Source organism: Pigmentiphaga sp. YJ18 (assembly GCF_038066655.1).
In the GTDB taxonomy this organism is placed as follows: Bacteria; Pseudomonadota; Gammaproteobacteria; order Burkholderiales; family Burkholderiaceae_B; genus Pigmentiphaga.
Genome location: NZ_JBBUKU010000006.1, coordinates 125502 through 144120, shown reverse-complemented (window position 1 = coordinate 144120; position 18619 = coordinate 125502). Strand labels below are relative to the sequence as shown.

The 18619-nt window shown below is 68.3% G+C and carries 18 protein-coding genes; 11 read left to right on the top strand and 7 right to left on the bottom strand.

All coding sequences use genetic code 11. The features are described 5' to 3' along the window. Positions 1-256 precede the first annotated feature (256 nt). Genes tyrS through WKR98_RS27415 form a run of 4 tightly spaced genes read left to right on the top strand, consistent with a single transcriptional unit; the run spans position 257 to position 3784 of the window. Complete coding sequence (tyrS, locus tag WKR98_RS27430; protein WP_341435227.1) at positions 257-1534, top strand: tyrosine--tRNA ligase; 1278 nt, start codon at positions 257-259, stop codon at positions 1532-1534. Positions 1535-1575: 41 nt separating this feature from the next. Beyond that, positions 1576-2226, top strand: a complete 651-nt coding sequence (locus tag WKR98_RS27425; RefSeq protein WP_124691092.1) for a YbhB/YbcL family Raf kinase inhibitor-like protein — start codon at positions 1576-1578, stop codon at positions 2224-2226. Further along, a complete protein-coding gene (locus WKR98_RS27420) occupies positions 2219-2872 on the top strand; it encodes a histidine phosphatase family protein (RefSeq protein ID WP_124691091.1) in 654 nt (217 codons plus the stop codon). Before WKR98_RS27425 ends, WKR98_RS27420 begins: the two co-directional genes overlap by 8 nt. 21 nt (positions 2873-2893) lie before the next feature. Then, positions 2894-3784 carry a LysR substrate-binding domain-containing protein gene (locus tag WKR98_RS27415; RefSeq protein WP_341435226.1) on the top strand — a complete coding sequence of 297 codons (891 nt, stop codon included), beginning with the start codon at positions 2894-2896 and terminating at the stop codon, positions 3782-3784. On the opposite strand, the gene otnI is transcribed toward WKR98_RS27415, so the two are convergent. The 4 genes from otnI to WKR98_RS27395 are packed head-to-tail and all read right to left on the bottom strand — an operon-like array spanning position 3750 to position 7393. After that, complete coding sequence (otnI, locus tag WKR98_RS27410) at positions 3750-4580, bottom strand: 2-oxo-tetronate isomerase (RefSeq protein ID WP_341435225.1); 831 nt, start codon at positions 4578-4580, stop codon at positions 3750-3752. The genes WKR98_RS27415 and otnI overlap by 35 nt on opposite strands. A gap of 22 nt (positions 4581-4602) precedes the next feature. After that, a complete protein-coding gene (locus WKR98_RS27405) occupies positions 4603-5538 on the bottom strand; it encodes a 2-hydroxyacid dehydrogenase (protein WP_341435224.1) in 936 nt (311 codons plus the stop codon). Between the two features lie 17 nt (positions 5539-5555). Next, positions 5556-6365 carry a class II aldolase/adducin family protein gene (locus WKR98_RS27400; RefSeq protein WP_124691087.1) on the bottom strand — a complete coding sequence of 270 codons (810 nt, stop codon included), beginning with the start codon at positions 6363-6365 and terminating at the stop codon, positions 5556-5558. A gap of 26 nt (positions 6366-6391) precedes the next feature. Continuing rightward, positions 6392-7393 carry a Bug family tripartite tricarboxylate transporter substrate binding protein gene (locus WKR98_RS27395; RefSeq protein ID WP_124691086.1) on the bottom strand — a complete coding sequence of 334 codons (1002 nt, stop codon included), beginning with the start codon at positions 7391-7393 and terminating at the stop codon, positions 6392-6394. A 198-nt stretch (positions 7394-7591) separates the two neighbouring features. Between WKR98_RS27395 and WKR98_RS27390 the strand changes: the two genes are divergently transcribed. Beyond that, positions 7592-8605 (top strand): Bug family tripartite tricarboxylate transporter substrate binding protein, encoded by a 1014-nt coding sequence (locus WKR98_RS27390; RefSeq protein WP_341435223.1) that lies wholly within the window; start codon positions 7592-7594, stop codon positions 8603-8605. Here the strand turns inward: WKR98_RS27390 and WKR98_RS27385 are convergent. The 3 genes from WKR98_RS27385 to WKR98_RS27375 are packed head-to-tail and all read right to left on the bottom strand — an operon-like array spanning position 8602 to position 11572. Further along, positions 8602-9006 (bottom strand): PaaI family thioesterase, encoded by a 405-nt coding sequence (locus tag WKR98_RS27385; protein WP_341435222.1) that lies wholly within the window; start codon positions 9004-9006, stop codon positions 8602-8604. The two genes, WKR98_RS27390 and WKR98_RS27385, sit on opposite strands and share 4 nt — an antisense overlap. A 47-nt stretch (positions 9007-9053) precedes the next feature. Continuing rightward, a complete protein-coding gene (locus WKR98_RS27380) occupies positions 9054-10580 on the bottom strand; it encodes a class I adenylate-forming enzyme family protein (RefSeq protein ID WP_341435221.1) in 1527 nt (508 codons plus the stop codon). Then, positions 10577-11572 carry a zinc-binding dehydrogenase gene (locus tag WKR98_RS27375; protein WP_341435220.1) on the bottom strand — a complete coding sequence of 332 codons (996 nt, stop codon included), beginning with the start codon at positions 11570-11572 and terminating at the stop codon, positions 10577-10579. Before WKR98_RS27375 ends, WKR98_RS27380 begins: the two co-directional genes overlap by 4 nt. Before the next feature lie 336 nt (positions 11573-11908). Here WKR98_RS27375 and WKR98_RS27370 point away from each other — a divergent pair, with 336 nt between their 5' ends. From WKR98_RS27370 to WKR98_RS27345, 6 genes are read left to right on the top strand one after another with little or no spacing between them, the layout of a single operon-like run. Further along, positions 11909-12460, top strand: a complete 552-nt coding sequence (locus tag WKR98_RS27370; protein ID WP_341435219.1) for a decarboxylase — start codon at positions 11909-11911, stop codon at positions 12458-12460. A gap of 11 nt (positions 12461-12471) precedes the next feature. Next, positions 12472-13086: a thiamine pyrophosphate-dependent enzyme gene (locus WKR98_RS27365; RefSeq protein ID WP_341435218.1), complete on the top strand. Its 615-nt coding sequence runs from the start codon at positions 12472-12474 to the stop codon at positions 13084-13086. Positions 13087-13098: 12 nt separating this feature from the next. Continuing rightward, a complete protein-coding gene (locus WKR98_RS27360) occupies positions 13099-14511 on the top strand; it encodes an aldehyde dehydrogenase family protein (protein ID WP_124691080.1) in 1413 nt (470 codons plus the stop codon). 49 nt (positions 14512-14560) lie between these two features. Next, positions 14561-16672, top strand: a complete 2112-nt coding sequence (locus WKR98_RS27355; RefSeq protein WP_341435217.1) for a hydantoinase/oxoprolinase family protein — start codon at positions 14561-14563, stop codon at positions 16670-16672. Further along, complete coding sequence (locus tag WKR98_RS27350; protein WP_341435216.1) at positions 16672-18255, top strand: hydantoinase B/oxoprolinase family protein; 1584 nt, start codon at positions 16672-16674, stop codon at positions 18253-18255. Before WKR98_RS27355 ends, WKR98_RS27350 begins: the two co-directional genes overlap by 1 nt. Next, a complete protein-coding gene (locus tag WKR98_RS27345; protein WP_124691077.1) occupies positions 18252-18602 on the top strand; it encodes a RidA family protein in 351 nt (116 codons plus the stop codon). The genes WKR98_RS27350 and WKR98_RS27345 overlap by 4 nt, the downstream gene beginning before the upstream one ends. The last annotated feature ends 17 nt before the right edge of the window (positions 18603-18619 follow it).

Below are 18619 nucleotides of genomic sequence, written 5' to 3'. Positions count from 1 at the left end.
GGCCCCTGGGGTCGGTTGGGCTAGAATTGCTTCGGAGTGCGGGTCCGGAGCGCGGCGTGTCTCGGGTCCTGTTGTATTGTCGCAACATTGTTGCGGAGCACAAATAGCGTCGCTGGGCTCGATTCATGAACCGAACCCGCGCCTTCATATTTGTAACAACGGGATGTCGCCGAAACGGGCCGAGTATATAGAAACTCCCCCGGGCCTGCCAATACGATTGTTTACACTTGACACACTTTCCAGAGCAGTTCGCGCCATGACCGAAACGAAACCCGACTCGTCCGTATCCCTCCCCTCTGGCACGTCCGGGGCGGCGGCGACATATCCGGTTACACCCGAGGTCGAGCGGGACCTGGCCATTGTGCGCCGCGGCTGCGACGAACTGCTGGTCGAGGCCGAATTCGCGCGCAAGCTCGCCCGCAGTCGGGCCACCGGCGTGCCGCTGCGCATCAAGCTCGGCCTGGACCCCACGGCGCCCGACATCCACCTGGGTCACACGGTGGTCCTGAACAAGATGCGCCAGCTGCAGGAGCTGGGCCACACGGTCATCTTCCTGATCGGCGACTTCACCTCGATGATCGGCGACCCCAGCGGCCGCAACGCCACCCGCCCGCCGCTGACGCGCGAGCAGATCGAGGCCAACGCCAAGACCTATTACGCCCAGGCGAGCCTGGTGCTGGACCCGGCCCGCACCGAAGTCCGCTACAACTCGGAATGGTGCGACCCGCTGGGCGCGCGCGGCATGATCCAGCTGGCCTCGCGCTACACCGTGGCCCGCATGCTGGAACGCGAGGATTTCACCAAGCGCTTCAAGGGCGGCGTGCCGATCTCGGTCCACGAGTTCCTGTACCCCCTGATGCAGGGCTACGACTCGGTGGCGCTGAAGGCGGACCTGGAACTGGGCGGCACCGACCAGAAATTCAACCTGCTGGTGGGGCGCGAGCTGCAGAAGGAATACGGCCAGGAGCCCCAGTGCATCCTGACCATGCCGCTCCTGGAAGGGACGGACGGCGTCGAGAAGATGTCCAAGTCCAAGAACAACTACATCGGCATTTCCGAGACGCCTGAATCGATGTTCGGCAAGCTCATGTCGATTTCCGACACGCTGATGTGGCGCTACTACGAGTTGCTGTCGTTCCGGTCGCTGGAGGACATCGCCGGTCTCAGGCGCGAGGCGGAGGGCGGCCGCAATCCGCGCGACATCAAGGTGATGCTGGCGCAGGAAATCGTTACACGTTTTCACTCGGCGGCCGCCGCCGAACAGGCCCTGGCGGACTTCGAGGCCCGTTTCAAGCAGAAGGCCATTCCCGACCAGATGCCCGAGGTCTCGCTCGCGGGCGCGCCCCTGGGCATCCTGCAGCTGCTGCGCGAGGCGGGGCTGTGCGCCTCGGCGTCCGAAGCCCAGCGCAATATCGAACAGGGGGGCGTGCGCGTCGATGCGGCCAGGGTCGAGGACAAGGGCCTGAAGCTGGATGCCGGCACCTACGTCGTACAAGTTGGTAAACGAAAGTTCGCCCGCGTCACGGTACGATGAGGGGACCGGAGTCCAGGTAGACGATTTTTAGGAGTATCGCGATGAAGCTCTGGAGCAATTCCTTCATGGATGGCGAACCCATCCCCGCGCGTTATGCCTTCGGCAAGATCGACCCCAAGACCCAGGTGACGCTGTCCGACAACGTCAATCCCCACCTGGCCTGGAGCGACGTGCCCGCCGGCACGCAATCGTTCGCGATCATTTGCCATGACTACGACGTGCCCAGCAAGGGCGACGACGTCAACCAGGCCGGCAAGCAGGTGCCGGCCGACCTGCCGCGCGTGGACTTCTTCCACTGGGTGCTGGTGGACGTGCCTGCAGGCAAGACCGAGATCGAGGAAGGCGAGTTCTGCAACGGCGTGACGCCGCGCGGCAAGGCCGGCCCCATGGCCCCCGGCGATACCCGCCAGGGCGTCAACGACTACACCGGGTGGTTCGCGGCCGACCACGACATGAGCGGCGACTACTACGGCTACGACGGCCCGTGCCCGCCGTGGAACGACTCCATCATCCACCATTACGTGTTCACCGTGTATGCGCTGGACGTGCCCAGGGTGGACGTCGACGGCAAGTTCGGCGGGACCGACGTGCGTCGCGCGATCGACAAGCACGTGCTGGGGCAGGCGGCCATCACCGGCACCTACACGCTGAATCCGGCCCTGGCGCCGCGCCGGATCGCGCCCAATGACTGAGCTCTGGCTGATCCGGCACGGCGAGACCGAATGGAACCGGCTGCGCCGGGTGCAGGGCACGCTCGACATCGCCCTGAACGCGCTCGGCCGCGCCCAGGCCGAACAGGTCGCCGCTCGGTTCCGGCCCGGGCGCGACCACGTGCATGCTATCTATAGCAGCGATCTCGCGCGGGCCCACGACACCGCGCGCCCCACTGCCGCCCGGCTGGGGCTGGACGTGCGGCTCGATGCCGGCCTGCGCGAACGCAAGTACGGTGTCTTCGAGGGGCTCAGCTTCGACGAGCTGGCCGAGCGCCATCCCCAGGCCGCGGTGGCCGTGCGCGAGCGGCATCCGGACTACGAACTGGACGGCGGCGAGTCGCTGCGCCAGTTCCACCAGCGCGTGGTGGCCGCGCTGGGCCGCATCGCCGCCGCCCATGCCGGCGAACGCGTGCTGGTGTTCACCCACAGCGGCGTGCTGGATACCGCCTATCGCCACGCCGAAGGGCTGTCGCTGCGGGCCGAGCGCCGGCATACGCTGCACAACGTCAGCATCAACCGCCTGCTGGTCGACGACGCGCGCTGGCGGGTGGACGGCTGGGGCGACGTGGCCCATCTGGAAGGCGCCGGGCAGGACGCCTGGGAAGAACCGGCCGACGCGGCCTAGCGGCCGGCGCCCGCTACCGCCGTGGACCTCAAGCAGCTCGAATACTTCGTGAGCGTGGCGGAACTGGGCGGTTTCACGCGGGCCTCCATCGCGCTCGACATCGCCCAGCCCGCGCTTAGCCGGCAGGTACGCCAGCTCGAAGTCGAACTGGGGCAGAGCCTGCTCAGGCGCACCGGGCGCGGGGTGGTGCCCACCGAGGCGGGCAAGATGCTGCTCGAACACGGACGGGGCATCCTGCACCAGGTCGCGCGCACCCGCGAGGAACTGGGGCGGCTGCGCGGTGCGCTGGCCGGCCGGGTGGCGATCGGCCTGCCGCCCCGCTTCGCCAAGATGCTGACCGTGCCGTTGACCCGCGCGGTGCGGGCGCAACTGCCGGAAGCGGCGCTGTCCATTTCCGAGAGCCTTTCCACAGGCTTGCAGGAGTCGCTGCAAAGCGGCCGGCTGGACATCGCGCTGTTGTACAACCCCGCGCCGTCGCCCGACATCGACAGCGTCGTGCTGCTGGAAGAAGACTTCTACCTCGTCACCCGGCGCGAGGACCGGGCGCGCAAGTCGATCAGCGTGCGCGAACTGGCCGACCAGCCCCTGGTGATTCCGACCCGGCCCAACACCATACGCATGCTGGTCGAGGCCGAACTGGCCAACATCGGGCTGCATCCGCGCATCGCCATGGAGATAGACGGGGTCGCGGCCATGCTCGACCTGGTGGCCGAGGGCGTGGGGGCCGCGGTGCTGTCGGTCAACGCCGTGCGTACGTCCGGCCGAGAGGAAGTGTTCCGCGCGGTGCCCATCGTCAAGCCGCGCCTGCGCAGCAAGCTGGCGCTGGCGGTCAGCGCGCAGCGGCCCGCCACGCGCACGCAGCAGGCCATGCAGGACATCATCCGCGAACTGGTGCTGGGCCTGCGCATGTAGCGGCGCGCGCCTGGCGCAGCCATGCCAGTCCGGCCGAGGTGCCGCCCGGCCGATCGCCCAGCCGGGGGTGGTATTCGCAGCCGACCCAGCCGTCATAGCCCAGTTCGTCCATCAGGCCGAACAGATAGGGATAGTTGATCTCGCCGGTATCCGGCTCGTGGCGGTCCGGCACGCCCGCGATCTGCACGTGGCCGACGCGCCCGGTGGGCAGGTAGCGGCGCAGCCGGGCGGCCAGGTCGCCTTCCACGATCTGGCAGTGATAGAGATCCATCTGGATCTTCAGGTGGGGCGAGCCCACTCCACGGACGATCTCGTGGGCCTGCTCCTGGCGGGTCAGGAAGAAGCCGGGCACGTCGCGGGGATTGATCGGTTCGATCAGCACCGTGCGCCCGTCGCGTGCGGCCCGGTCCGCGGCCCAGGCAAGGTTCTCGACGTAGGTCGCGTGCAGGGCCGCGGGATCCGCCTGCGCGGGCATCCGGCCGGGCATGACGTGCAGGCTGCCGCAATCGAGCGCCGCGGCATGGTCGAGCGCGCGCACAAAGCTGTCGCGGAATTCCCGCTGCCGGCCCGGCAGGCAGGCGATCCCGCGTTCCTCCGGATGCGACCTGGGCGTGGCGTTGAAGAACACCAGGCGCAGGCCGTGATCGCGCAGGCGGGCCGCCAGGTCCGCTTGGGGGTGGTCGTAGGGAAAGAAGAACTCGACCGCCGTGAAACCGTCCCGCATCGCGCAGCCGAACCGCTCCAGGAAGGGGCGGTCGGGATAGAGCATGGAGAGATTGGCGGCGAAGCGCGGCATGGTCGATTGCTCCGTGGGGTGTTCAGACCGGGGTCAGGACCTGTCCGCCACGGAAGTAGGCGTCCAGGTTGTCGCACACCAGCCGTTCCATGTCGGCGCGCGATTCGCGCGTGAAGCCGGCGATGTGCGACAGCGCCACGACCTGGTCCATCTCCAGCAGGGCCGGCGGCACGTCGGGCTCGTGTTCGAACACGTCCAGCCCCGCGCCGCCCAGGCTGCCAGCCTGCAGCGCCTGCACCAGCGCGCCTTCGTCCACCACGCTTCCGCGCGCGATATTGACCAGGATACCGCGCGGACCCAGCGTCTCCATGACCTCGGCGTTCACCAGATGGCGGGTGGCGGGGCCGCCCGGGCAGGCCACGACCAGGAAGTCGGCCCAGCGGGCCAGTTCCACCAGCGAGGGTTCGTGTTCGTGCGGGGCACCCGCGACCGGCCGGCGCGTGTGATAGCGCACCGCCATGTCGAAGCCGGCGGCGCGGCGCGCGACGGCCTGGCCGATGCCGCCGAAGCCCAGCAGGCCCATGTTCTTGCCGTGGACGCGCGTCATCAGCGGACGCTGGCCGGTCTTCCAGCCGCCGGCCCGCACGAAGCGGTCGGTCGTGGAAATGCCGCGTGCCACGTCTATCGCCAGGCCCATGGCCAGGTCGGCGACGCAGCCGTCCAGGACGCGCGGCGTGTTGCTGATCTGCATGCCGAGGCGCTTGGCGGTCTCGACGTCGATCTTGTCGTAGCCCACGCCGAAGTTGGCGATGACGCGGGCATGGGGCACGGCGTCCAGGATGTCGGCGCCGCAGGCATCGCGCACGTGCACGGCGATGCCCTCGAAGGCAGACCCGTGTTCGGCCAGGAACGCGGCGCGATCGGGCTGCTGCCACAGCGGGGCGATGTCGTAATCGCGCGCCAGCCGCTCATCGGCGGGGGCGGTGATGGGGCCTATCTGCAGGATGCGGTGTTTCATCGTGGTGGCTCCCGGCGTCAATCGCGATAGCTCGTGTCGCGGCGGTCCAGCATCCGCAGCAGCGCCGGCCACTCGCGTTCGCCGTGGGGGGGATGGGTGCCGTCAGGATTGGGCGTGGGCGCGTGGCGCAACTGCTGGTAGGCGCGCTCGGCCACGGCCGGCGCCGGCATGTGCAGGGGGCTGCCGGCCGACAGCGTCAGCAACTGCGTCTGGCACGCCCGTTCGAGCCGCTGCATGTTGACGAAGGCCTCGGCCACGGTCCGGCCCACGGCCAGCAGCCCGTGATTGCGCAGGATCATGACGTCGCGGTCGGCCAGGTTGGCAGCCAGCCGCTGGCGCTCGTCCACGTCCACCGCCACGCCTTCGAAGTCGTGGTAGCCCACGCCGCCAGCGAAGCGCATCGCGGTCTGGTTCAGCGGCAACAGGCCGCATTGCAGGGCCGATACCGCCATGCCCGCGGGCGTGTGGGTATGCAGGACGCAGGCGACGTCCGGCCGCGCGCCGTGGATCGCGCTGTGGATCACGTAGCCGGGCAGGTTGATCGTGTACTGCGCGTTGGGGTTGTGGATCACCTTGCCCGCCAGGTCGACCTTGATCAGGCACGACGCCGTGATTTCCTCGTACATCATGCCGAAGGGGTTGATCAGGAAATGCTCGTCGTCGCCCGGGACCCGCGCCGAGATGTGGTTCAGGATCATGTCGCTCATGCCGAACAGGTCTATCAGCCGGTAGCAGGCGGCCAGGTCTATCCTGGTTTGCCTTTCCTCCTCGGTAATGGCGGCGGTCGTTTCTTGCGGCGCCGAAGGCGCCGTGCTGCGGTGGGTCATGACGGTTCCGTTTGCCTGGTCGGGTTTCATTGTTTCTCGATGCCGGCTTCCTCGATGACGACCCGCCACTTGGCGGCGTCCTTCTGGAAGACCTCCTTGAGCGCCTCCGGCGTGCTGCCGCGCGGTTCTATGCCCAGCGCGATGAAGCGCTGGCGCACGTCCGGCGATTGCAGGGCCTTGCCGATTTCCTGGTTGAGCTTGCGCACCACCGCCGGCGGCGTGCCGGCGGGGGCGACGATGCCGTTCCAGGAGTCCGATTCGTACCTGGCCAGGGCCGGGTTGCCGCTTTCCGCGATGGTGGGCACGTCGGGCAGGAACCCTATCCGCGTGGAGCCCGTGGTCGCGATGGCCCGCAGCGAGCCCCCGCGGATCTGGCCCAGCGCGCCGGTGACGGTTTCCATGCCCACCTGGACATTGCGTCCACGCAGGGCGGCGATGACGTCGCCGGTGGACTTGAACGGGACGATGGGGACGTCCAGCCCCGCCATGGTCGCGAACAGGCGCGCCGACAGATGCTGGGCGCTGCCGACGCTGATCGTGCCGATGTTGAAGTGCGCCGGATCCCGGCGGGCGGCGGCGACGACGTCGTCAACCGTCTTGAGCGGACTGTCCTTGTCGGCCACCAGCAGGAAATGGAAGGTGCCGATGGTGGAGATCATCGAGAAGCTGTCCACCGGATCGTAGGGCAGCGACTTGAACAGATAGGGGCTGAACGCGTTCTGGCCGCTGACCAGCAGCAGCGTGTACCCGTCCGGCGCGGCACGGGCGACCATCGAAGCCGCCGTGATGCCGCCGGCGCCGGGCGCGTTCTCGACCACGACGCTCTGACCCAGCGACTCGGCCATCTTCTGCGCCAGGGTGCGGACCACGGTGTCGCCCAGTCCGCCCGGGCCGAAGCCGACGACGATCTTGACCGGCTTCTGCGGGAAGGCCTGCGGCCACGCGGCCGGCGAGGCCAGGAGGGTGGCGAGCGTGAGCAGCAATGGGGAAAGGAACCCGCGCCGGGGCGGAAGGTGGTGGCGGTCCATGATGTCTCCTGGTGGTACGGCAGTGTCGTCCTGCCTGGAAGAGCATTGTGGACAGGCGCGGCACCGGCCGATACCGTTTTCGATGGACAGCTGTTATGCCGTTTTGATATGGCTGGGGGCGGCCTAAGGGTTTCCGCCGTCGGGCGGCCCAGGGCGATCGGCTATGCTTGAACCCCGCTTTCCACCCACTTTCCAGACATGGCGATCTCCACTTCCCGCACCGTTTCCCGCTCCATCCGCCGCCGCCTGCTGGCCGCCGCGCCAGCGCTTGGCCTGGCCGTCGCCGCCGCTCCCAATGCCTGGGCCCAGGGCCGCAAGCGGGTGACCCGCATCATCGTGCCGTTCGCGCCGGGCGGCGGGAACGACGTGTTCGCGCGCCAGCTCGCGTTCAGCCTGAACGCGATGACCCAGAAGGACGTCATCGTCGAGAACAAGCCGGGCGCCGGCGGCAATCTCGGCACGGAACTGGTGGTGCGCGCCGCGGCCGACAGCAACACCTTCCTGCTCGGCCATACAGGCACGATCGCCATCAATCCGGCGCTCTACAAGAACCTGGCGTTCAACGCCGCCACCGACCTGCAGCCGGTCGCGATGTTCGCGTCGTCGGCACTGCTGCTGGTCGTGCCGGCCGCCTCGCCCGTCAAGAGCGTCGCGCAACTGGTCGACGCGCTCAAGGCCAAGAATGCCGACCTGACCTATGCGTCCAGCGGCGCCGGCACGGGCGGCCACCTGACGGCGGAAATGTTCCTGCACGCGCTGGGGGCGCGCGCCGTCCATGCGCCGTACAAGGGCACGGCGCCGGCGCTGGCCGACGTGGCTGGCGGCCAGGTGGATTTCAGCTTCAGCGTGATCCCGGCCGCCATGGCGCTCGTCAAGGCGGGCAAGCTGCAGGCCCTGGCGGTCACGAACGCGAAGCGGCTGGCGCTGCTGCCAGACGTGCCGACCGTTGCCGAGTCCGGTGTCCCGGCGCTGGCCGGCTTCGAGAGCACGCTGACCTACGGCATCCTGGCCCCCAAGGGCGTGCCGCAGGCGGACGTGGCGCAACTGGGCGGCGAGATCCTGAAGGCGGCGTCCACGCCCGAATTCCAGTCCAAGCTCGGCATCGAAGGCGCCGAGCCGATGCTGGGCGGCGCGGCCGAATACGCCCGCAAGGTCCAGGAAGAAAGCCGCAAGTGGTCCGAGGTGGTGAAGTTCTCGGGGGCGTCGGTCTAGGGCTGCGGGGGCGCGGTGATGTAGGTCCCGCGCCCGCTCGCGATCAGCTTGCCGTCCTGGAGCACCTGCGCCTCGCAAACCGAGAATTGACGTCCGTGCTTGATGACCCGGCCCTTTGCGATCAGGTCGCCGGGTTTGGCCAGGCGGTGGTAATCGACGCGCAGGTCGATGGTAGGCACGCCGTGGCCGATGCGGCGGACCAGGGCGAAGTCGGCGGCGAAATCGATCAGCGAGGCCAGGATCCCGCCGTGCGTCTGCATCAGCCGGGTGCTGGCCACCCATTCCTCGCGCCAGGTGGCGCTTACCTCGATGCTGTCTTCTTCCAGCGCCAGCACCTTCAGGCCCAGCCACTGCAGGTAGGGGCCGCGCGACACCAGCGCCTGCAATTCTTCCAGCGTCATAGGATTCTCCATGCCAGATGGCCCGGCGGCCGAGCCGCCGTGCGGGGTCAGGCGCCGACCGCGCGGGCCTGTTCGCTCAGTTCGCGCGCCTGCGCCTCGAGCGCCTTGCGGTCGATCTTGCCGACGCCGTTCAGCGGCAGCGCATCGACGAAGATCACCCGGCGCGGATACTGGTAGGGCGGCGCATTCTCCAGCGAGTGCGCCTTGACCGCCTCGGCGGTGAGCGGCGAGCCGGCACGCTTGACGATGAAGGCATAGGGAATGCGATGCTTGATCTCGTCGGGCACCGGCACCACGATGGCCTGGTCGATGTCGGGATGGCGCTCGAGCATCAGCTCGACGTCGCCCGGATAGATGTTGTGCCCGCTGGAAACGAACATGTCGTCGGCCCGCCCGACGAAGTAGTACCAGCCGTCCGCGTCGCGCCGCAGCACGTCGCCCGTGTCGAACCAGCCGTCTTTCATGCGGCGGGCCATTTCCTCGGGGTTGTTGTAGTAGCCGTTCATCATGCCCGGCCCCTGCACGTACAGCGTGCCGAAGTCGCCGTCGCCGGCGTCGCCGACCAGACGGAAGCGGTTGCCGGACACCGGCCAGCCCACCGAATGGCGGGGGCGCGGCTTGCCCTGCGGGTGCGGGCCGAACAGCGCGGCGCTGGTCTCGGTGGTGCCGAAGATGGTAACGATCTCGGCGCGCGGAAACATGCGCGCGACCTCGTCGATCAGCACGTCCGAGGCCGGCGCGCCGCCCATGGTGGCGAGCCGCACGAAGGAATAGTCCTGGCCTTCGATCAGGTCGCGCTGCTGCAGGATCATCGCGAAGATGGTCGGCACGCCCGACAGCACGGTCACGCGATGGCGGGTGATGGCCTCGATGTAGCGCCGGGGTTCGAACTTGCGCATCAGGATCACGGCCGAGCCGCCCACCAGCACGCACTTGATCGAGTTCATCGCGTGCTTGTGGTAGAGGGGCGCCGCGACGATCATGCGGTCGGTGGCGCAGAAGCCGCGGTCATGCGAAATGGTCTCGGCCACCCAGGTATGGGCGCGGTGGGACAGCAGCGCGCCCTTGGGGCGGCCGGTCGAGCCGGAGGTATAGGGCTGGAAGGCCACGTCGTCGTAGGCGGGCGCGTAGGGCTCGAACGGTCCGGGATCCTTGAAGGCTTCGTAGGGCCGCTGTCCGTCCGCGTCGACGTCGACGCAGGGCACGTCGTCCGGCAGGTTCATCCGCAGCGCGCCGTCGCAGAACACCAGGCGCACCTGGGCGTCGCGCACCACCCATTCGACGGTGGCCTTGGGTTGCAGGATGCCGATGGGCACCGGGATGATGCCCGCCCGCATCGCGCCGAAGAAGATTTCCAGGAACTCCAGGCGGTTCGAGCACAGGATGCCGATCCGTTCACCCGGCGCCAGGCCGTGCCGGCGCAGTCCGCGCGCCATGGCGTCGCACGACGCGTGGAAGGTCGGGTAGTCCACCTCGCGCGGATGGTCCGGGTCCGACAGGTCGATGACGGCGGGACGTGCGTCGTTGCGGAATTCGCTGCCGATGCAGCCGAGGTTCTTGATGGATGGGCTCATGGGTTCACGATCACCTTTCCGAAGATGCGGCGGTTCTCGAGCAGGCCGACGCCTTCGGCGGCGCGTTCGAGCGGGAGGATGGTCTCGATGACGGGGGCGAGCCGGCCCTCGGCGACATAGGCCAGGCAGGCCTCGATGTCGCTGGGCAGGTAGGCGCGCGAGCCGATGATGTCGATCTCGCGGTGCCACACGTAGCGAATGTCGATGGGACAAAGATGGCCAGCGGTCGAGCCGCAGGTCAGGATGCGGCCGTTGACCGCCATGCAGCGCTGGGTCGGGATCCAGGTGTCGCCGCCGGTGAAATTGATGGCGACGTCGACTCCCTTCTTGCCGGAAGCGGCCCAGACCGGTTTGGAAAAATCGGGATGCTCAGCGTAGTTGACGATGTGGTCGGCGCCCAGTTCGCGCAGCTTGCGGCCTTTCTCCTCGCTGCTGGTGCAGGCGATGACTTCGGCGCCGGCCATCTTGGCGAACTGCACGCAGGAAACGCCCACGCCGCCGCTGGCGCCCAGCACCAGCACTTTTTCTCCGGCCTGGATCCTGCCGCGGGTGAACAGCATGCGGTGCGAGGTGCCGTAGGCGATGGGCAGGGCGGCCGCTTCATTGAAACCCACTCCCTCGGGGATCTCGATCAACTGGCGCTGGTCTACCGCGATGTATTCGCATAGTCCGCCATTGCCGTGCTCGCCCAGCACGCCGCCTTCGGGAAAGCGCGGGAACAGCGCCACCCGTTTGCCTACCCAGTCTCGCGGCACGCCTTCGCCCACGTCGGCCACGACGCCGGCGACGTCGCCGCCAGGAATGCGCGGCATGGTCGTGTGCAGGTCGGGCATGCCGTGCAGCACGAACACGTCCATGTAGTTCAGTCCGCAGGCCTTGATCTGCACCAGCGCCTGGCCCGTCGCGGGGCGCGGCACCGGCCATCGCTCCAGCTTCAACTGCTCCAGGCCGCCGTGCTCGTTGAGCGCGATCACTCTCATCGTCGTAGTCATGGATCCCTTGCGTGGTAAGTGGCGCACCGGCTCTGTGCCCGATGCGCGGATGGCGAAGGAATCGTAAGAGTGGGCTTTGATCAGTACAAATTACTAGTTTTGGTGGATTGATCGTCGCCGTCGATAGATGCGTCGTGGCGGCGGTGGAAAGCGGCCGTCGGCGATCTATCGGCAAAAGTGAAGAATGGACAAAAACGAATTGTTTGTGCTGATGAAAGCGTCGAACTTAGGATGCCCTTGCCTGTCCGGCGTGCCGCCCCGATGCGGAGCCGGCGGGCCATGCCGGTGCCTCGTTGCACACGGTCCCTTGTTCATTCAATCAGACAGGGAGCATCCATGTCGGCCGATTCCTCCGCCGAAAACTGGCCCGAGATCGTCGTACGCGCGCTCAAGGCCAACGACGTCAGGCTCGTGGCCTATGTGCCGGATAACGTCCTGGCACCTTTGATCCGGCTGGTCCACGACGATCCGTATTTCACCGTGGTCTGTCCCGCCCGCGAAGAAGAGGCCGTGGGCATCGTGGCCGGCGCCTACATGGCGGGCACGCGCGGCATCGTCCTGATGCAGACCAGCGGTTTCGCCACCCTGCCCAATGTGCTGGCCTCGCTTCTGAGCCCCTATCGCATACCGGTGCCGATGATGATTTCCGAGCGCGGCGCGGTCGGCGATTTCCAGCTCGGCCAGGCCATGGTGTGCCGCACGATGCGGCCGGTGTTGACGGCGTTGGGCATTCCGCACTTCGCCATCGAGCGGCGCGACGACGTCGAATTCGTCGTGGGCAGCATGATCGGCCAGGCCTTTGCCACGCATGAACCGGCCGCGATGATCCTGTCGCCGCTGCTGACCAAGAAACTCGTCCCGACTGCCGCTCATGCGGCGGCGCGCTGAAGGAGACCCCCATGCCGGACAGCGAACTGAGATCGATCTCCCGCGCCAGCGCCAAGGTCATGAATCGCGCCGACCTGACACGCAGGCTGGTGGCCCGGCTCGAGCGGGAAGAGGCCGTCATCGGCGGCATAGGCAACAGCAACTTCGATCTGTGGGCCAGCGGCCAGCGGCCACAGAACTTCTACATGCTGGGCAGCATGGGGCTGGCCATTCCCATCGCGCTCGGCGTGGCCATGGCCCAGCCGGCGCGCCGCGTATTCGCGCTGGAGGGCGACGGTTCGCTGCTGATGGAGCTGGGCGCGCTGGGAACGGTCGCGGCGCAGGCGCCGCGCAACCTGGCCATCGTCGTCTGGGACAACGGCATGTATCAGATAACGGGATCGCAGAAGACCCTGACGTCATCAAAGGTGGACCTGATCGGCATGGCACGAGCCGCCGGACTGGAGCGCAGTTCCTGGGCGCTGGACGAGGGGCATTTCGAGTCCCTGGTCGGGCAGGCGCTGGAGGGAGACGGGCCGTGGGTCATCGGCGCGCGCATCGATGGCGAAAAACCCGCCGGTACGACCGAGCGCGATCCCGCCAAGATCCGCCTGCGTTTCATGCAAGGCCTGGGCGTGGCGGCCTGAAGGAGCGAGACGATGTCCAGACTGCTGATCAATGGCCGTTGGGTGGATGGCGCATCCTCCCAGCCGCTCACAGACAAATACGCGGGCCGCGTCTACGGCGAGATGGCCGTGGCGTCCAGCGCCCAGATCGACGAGGCGATCGGCGCCGCCCGGCGCGCCGCCGATACCGTGCGCATGGAACCGTATGCGCGCTATCAGGCCCTGACCGGCGCGGCCCGCATCATCGAGAGCCGCATGCGGCAGTTCGTCGACCTGCTGCGCGACGAGGCCGGCTTCACCCGCGCCGATAGCGAGAACGAGGTGCGGCGCTGTGCCCAGACCCTGGAGCTGTCGGGCGAAGAAGCCAAGCGGCTGGTGGGCGACCTGATTCCCATGGCGGCCGGCCGCGGGGTCAAGGACCGCCTGGGGTTCACCGTGCGGGCCCCGCTCGGGGTGATCTGCGCCATCACGCCGTTCAATTCGCCGCTCAATACGCTGGCCCACAAAGTGGGGCCGGCGCTGGCCGGCGGCAATTCGGTGATCATCAAGCCTTCGACCTTCACGCCGCTGGCGGCGGTCGAACTGTGCAAGGCGCTGATCGACGCCGGCGTGCCGGGCGAACTGCTGACCCTGCTGCACGGGCCGGGGGGCTCGCTCGGCCGGCAACTGCTGGCCGATCCGCGTATCGCGTACTACGCCTTCACCGGCAGCACGCAGGTGGGGCGCGAGATCCAGCAGGCCGCCGGCCTGCGCGGCACGCAGCTCGAGCTAGGCAGTATCGCCAGCACGATCGTGTGCCACGACGCCGATATCGAAATGGCGATCCCCAAGATCATCAATGCGGGCTTCCGCAAGGCGGGCCAGGTCTGCACCTCGGTGCAGCGGCTGTTCGTCGACCGGCGCATCGCGCCGGCCTTCGTGCCGCGCCTGGTGGAGGCCGTGCGGGCAACGCCGGTCGGCGATCCGGCCGATCCGCGCACCGTCATCGGTCCGATGATCAGCGAGCATCACGCCCGGCGCGCGGCGTCGTGGGTGGACGAGGCCGTGAGCCAGGGCGCGCGCCTGCTGACCGGCGGCACGCTGCGCGGCCGGGTGTTCGAGCCGACGGTCCTGCAGGACGTGCGCAGCGACATGCGGGTGGTGTGCGAGGAAATCTTTGCGCCGGTGCTGTCCATCATCGAGTTCGACGACATCGCCGAGGCGGTGGCCGGCGCCAACGCCAGCGACTTCGGCCTGGCGGCAGGCCTGTTCACGGCCGATCTGCATACGGCGCTGCGCACCGCGCTGGCTTTGCGCTTCGGCGGCGTGCACATCAACGAAGCCTCCAGCGCGCGGGTCGACGCCATGCCCTTCGGCGGCGTCAAGGACAGCGGCCACGGCCGCGAAGGGCCGGGCTACGCCATCAGGGAAATGACCGAGGAGCGGTTGATCACCATCGCCTACTAGCCGCGTGCGCGGGACGGCTTCGATTCAAACTGAATGGGATAGAGAGAGCGTGAACACATCTGCTGCAGGCTCCAGTACCTTGCGCGTCGCCGTGGATATCGGCGGAACCTTCACGGACGGCGTGGCAACCTTGCATCCGCAGGGCCGGATCTGGGTCGGCAAGACGCCGACCACACCGTCGGACCCCGGCGAAGCGGTCTCCACCGTCATCGGCGACCTGTTGCGGCAGATCGCGGTCTCGATGGGCGGGGCGGCGCCGTCGCTGGGCGAGGTGCTGCACGGCACGACGCTGGTCACCAATACGCTGATCGAACGCAAGGGCGCCGCTACCGGCCTGATCACCACCGCCGGCATGCGCGATGCGCTCGACATCGGGCGCGAGTGGCGCTATGACCCTTATGACCTGGACATCGTGCTGCCCCGGCCGCTGGTGCCGCCCGAGTGCCGGGCCGAAGTGGCCGAGCGGCTGGGCGCGCATGGCGACGTGCTCGAAGCGCTGGACGACGCGGATGTCGCGGCGGCGATCCAGGCGCTGGCGGACGCGGGCGTGACCTCGGTCGCGGTGTCGCTGTTGCATGCCTACATGGACGACAGCCATGAACGCCGCATCGAGGCGGCCATCAAGGCGCGTCTGCCCGACATGGCGGTATCGACCTCGTCGTCGCTGGCGCGCGAGATCGGCGAATTCGAACGGACCTCCACCACCACGGCCAATGCCTACGTCAAGCCGGTGGTGGCCGATTACCTGCGCCAGCTCGAGGCGCGCATCGGCGACATCCGCCGCGGCATTTCGCTGCGCGTGATGGTGTCCAGCGGGGGGTTCACCTCCGCCCGCGCGGGCGCCGAGTCGCCCATCATGCTGCTGGAGTCCGGGCCGGCCGCGGGGGTGCTGTCGGCGCTGAACACCGCGCGGCAGAACGGCGTGGACCAGGTGCTGGCGTTCGACATGGGCGGCACCACGGCCAAGGCCTGCGTCGCCATCGACGGCGAGGCGCCGGTCGCCCACAGCTTCGAATGCGCGCGCGTGGAGCGCTTCAAGCGCGGGTCGGGGCTGCCCATCCTCATTCCCAGCATCGAGCTGATCGAGATCGGCGCCGGCGGCGGTTCGATCGCCTTTTGCAACCGGCTGGGCCTGCTCAACGTCGGTCCGGAATCGTCGGGATCGGTGCCTGGACCGGTTTGCTACGGCCGTGGCGGCACGCAGCCGACGGTGACCGACGCCGACCTGCTGCTGGGCTATCTGAACCCGGCCAATTTCCTGGGCGGCGAGATGGCGCTGGACCTGGAGGCTACCCGTGCGGCCATGGCCCGGCTCGGCCAGCAACTGGAGATGCCGGCCGAGGGCGTGGCCTGGGGCATCTGCAACATGGTCAACGAGAACATGGCGAGCGCGGCCCGCATCCACATCGCCGAGACCGGCCACGATCCGCGCGAACTGTCCATGGTGGCGACGGGCGGCGCGGGCCCGGTGCACGCGGTGGACGTGGCGCGCAAGCTGCGCATCCCGCGCGTGCTGGTGCCCATCGCCGCGGGCGCCGGGTCGTGCCTGGGCATGCTGGCCGCGCCGGCGCGCGTGGACCGTGCCTGGTCCAGTCCGCAGCTACTGGCCGAGGTCGACTGGGGCCAGGTCGCGCGCGTGCTGAGCGCACTCAAGCAAGAGGGCGAGGCCGAGCTGGCTTCGGTGGGGGCCCGCGATGTCGAGTGGCGCATCGGTGCCGACATGCGCTACCACGGCCAGGGGGCCGAGGTGCCTGTTTCGATTCCCTATGCAGAGGCCGACGCCGGCACTGGCGCGCGCGTGCTCGCCGCGTTCGAAGAGCAATACCGGCGCCTGTACGGCCGCCTGGTACCGAATGCCCGGCCGCAGGTCACGACCTGGCGACTGGTCGGCAAGGCGCGCACCGAAGGCAGCCATTTCGAATGGGGCGACACGCGCACCAGCGGCGGCGCGCCGGCGGGCTCGCGGCCCGTCTACCTGCCGCTGCGGCGGGCGTACGGCGAGGTGCCGGTGCACGACCGCTATTCGCTGCCGGCGGGAACCACTCTGCCGGGGCCGCTGATCCTGGAAGAACGCGAATCCACCCTGGTCGTCGCGGTGGCGGCCGACGTGACGATTCTTCCGGACCTGACCGTATCCGTGACCATCAAGGAATTCGAATAATGGACAAGACATCCTCGCGGCGGAGGCCGGCCGCCCGGCAGACCCGCTTCGACGCGGTCGAACTGGAGATCCTGTGGAAGCGGCTCATCAGCGTCGTGGACGAGGCCGCGGCGGCGTTCGTGCGCACCTGCTTTTCCACGCTGGTCAGGGACGGCAACGATTTCGCCATCGTGCTGACCGATGCCCAGGGGCGTTCGCTGGCGCAATCGGCCATGAGCCTGCCCGGTTTCATCGGCTGCCTGCCGGCGACGGTGCGCCATTTCCTGGACAAGTACCCGGCCGACACCATCAAGCCGGGCGACGTCTTCATCACCAATGATCCGTGGAAAGGTTCGGGCCACGTGCACGACGTCACCACTGTCACGCCCATCTTCTTCGAGGGCCGGCTGGTGGCTTTCGGCGCGGTGGTTTCGCACCTGCCCGACATCGGCGGCAAGCTGCGCAGCAACAGCAGCCGCGAGATCTACGAAGAAGGCCTGCAGATTCCGCTGATGAAGCTGCTCGACGACGGCAAGCCCAACGAGGTGCTGATCGAGATGATCACCCAGAACATCCGCGTGCCGGAGCAGGGCATGGGCGACATCTGGGCGCAGGTGGCGGCGTGCCGGATGATGGCCGATCGCCTGAAGGGGCCGCTGGAAACGGTGGACCTCGAGGCGCTGGGCGCGGAAGTGCGCAGGCGTTCGGAAGAGGCCATGCGCGAGGCCATCCGTGCCTTGCCCGACGGCGTCTACCGCTCGACCGTGCAGCACGACGGTTTCGAGGAGCCCATCGTCATCCGTTGCCAACTGACCGTGGCCGGCGACCGCATCGACATCGACTACGCGGGAACGTCCGCGCAGTTGCCGCGCGCCCTGAACGTGGTGCCGATCTACGTGTTCGCCTACACCGTGTACGGCCTGAAGGCCTTGCTGTGCGCGGACATTCCGAACAACGAAGGCAGCTTCCTGCCCATCACGACCCAGGCGCCGCTCGGTTCGCTGCTGAATCCGACCTATCCCGCGGCGTCGGGCGGCCGCAGCGCCATCGGCCATCTGTTGCCGGGCGCCGTCTTCAAGGCGCTGGCCGAGGTGCTGCCCGAAAAGGTCTGGGCCTCGGGGTCGCCGAATTCGTCGATGACCATGTCGGGCGAGTACCGGGGCAAGCGCTACGCCGTTGTCAACTTCCTGAACGCGGGGCAGGGGGCCAACGCGCGCCGGCCTGGGTTCTCGGCGCTGAGCTTTCCGGCCAACCTGGGCAATACCCCGGTCGAGATGATGGAGTCCCTGGCGCCCATCCGTGTCCTGCGGCGCGAGATCCGCCGCGGCAGCGGCGGCGAGGGGCGCCAGCCGGGCGGCTGCGGCATCCGCTTCGAGTACGAGTTGCTGCCCGATGCACCGGATGCGGCAGCCTCGTTCCTGATGACCCAGCTCAAGTCCGCGCCGTCCGGGCTGGCGGGCGGCGGCGCCGGCCAGCCCGGACGCCTGGCCATCAACGGCCAGGCCGTCGATCCCACCGAACCGCGCGTGCTGCGCGCCGGCGACCGCGTATTGATGGAGACCGCCGGCGGCGGCGCCTATGGATCACTGGAGAAGAAAGCATGAGTGACATGACACGCATCGACCAGAGCGCGCGGCGCAGCCGGGCGCTGGTTCACCACGGCATTGCCTACCTGTCGGGCCAGGTGCCCGACGACCGCTCGCAAGACATCGCCGGCCAGACCCGCCAGGTATTGGCCAAGGTGGACGAATTGCTCGGGCAGGCGGGGACCGACAAGAGCCGGATGCTGAGCGCGCAGATCTGGTTGAAGACGATGGACGATTTTGCGGCGATGAACGCGGTGTGGGATGCCTGGGTCGTGCCCGGGCAGACCCCCACTCGTTGTTGCGGCAAGGTCGAACTGAATGACCCGGCATGCCGAGTCGAGATCGTGGTGGTGGCCGCCGTCTGAGGCAGGTTGCAGGACGG

Bases quoted from the DNA above. Each gene is read 5' to 3' on its own strand.
- tyrS (WP_341435227.1), top strand. From the start codon at position 257: ATGACCGAAACGAAACCCGACTCGTCCGTATCCCTCCCCTCTGGCACG.
- WKR98_RS27425 (WP_124691092.1), top strand. From the start codon at position 1,576: ATGAAGCTCTGGAGCAATTCCTTCATGGATGGCGAACCCATCCCCGCG.
- WKR98_RS27420 (WP_124691091.1), top strand. From the start codon at position 2,219: ATGACTGAGCTCTGGCTGATCCGGCACGGCGAGACCGAATGGAACCGG.
- otnI (WP_341435225.1), bottom strand. From the start codon at position 4,580: ATGCCGCGCTTCGCCGCCAATCTCTCCATGCTCTATCCCGACCGCCCC.
- WKR98_RS27405 (WP_341435224.1), bottom strand. From the start codon at position 5,538: ATGAAACACCGCATCCTGCAGATAGGCCCCATCACCGCCCCCGCCGAT.
- WKR98_RS27400 (WP_124691087.1), bottom strand. From the start codon at position 6,365: ATGACCCACCGCAGCACGGCGCCTTCGGCGCCGCAAGAAACGACCGCC.
- WKR98_RS27395 (WP_124691086.1), bottom strand. From the start codon at position 7,393: ATGGACCGCCACCACCTTCCGCCCCGGCGCGGGTTCCTTTCCCCATTG.
- WKR98_RS27390 (WP_341435223.1), top strand. From the start codon at position 7,592: ATGGCGATCTCCACTTCCCGCACCGTTTCCCGCTCCATCCGCCGCCGC.
- WKR98_RS27385 (WP_341435222.1), bottom strand. From the start codon at position 9,006: ATGACGCTGGAAGAATTGCAGGCGCTGGTGTCGCGCGGCCCCTACCTG.
- WKR98_RS27380 (WP_341435221.1), bottom strand. From the start codon at position 10,580: ATGAGCCCATCCATCAAGAACCTCGGCTGCATCGGCAGCGAATTCCGC.
- WKR98_RS27375 (WP_341435220.1), bottom strand. From the start codon at position 11,572: ATGACTACGACGATGAGAGTGATCGCGCTCAACGAGCACGGCGGCCTG.
- WKR98_RS27370 (WP_341435219.1), top strand. From the start codon at position 11,909: ATGTCGGCCGATTCCTCCGCCGAAAACTGGCCCGAGATCGTCGTACGC.
- WKR98_RS27365 (WP_341435218.1), top strand. From the start codon at position 12,472: ATGCCGGACAGCGAACTGAGATCGATCTCCCGCGCCAGCGCCAAGGTC.
- WKR98_RS27360 (WP_124691080.1), top strand. From the start codon at position 13,099: ATGTCCAGACTGCTGATCAATGGCCGTTGGGTGGATGGCGCATCCTCC.
- WKR98_RS27350 (WP_341435216.1), top strand. From the start codon at position 16,672: ATGGACAAGACATCCTCGCGGCGGAGGCCGGCCGCCCGGCAGACCCGC.
- WKR98_RS27345 (WP_124691077.1), top strand. From the start codon at position 18,252: ATGAGTGACATGACACGCATCGACCAGAGCGCGCGGCGCAGCCGGGCG.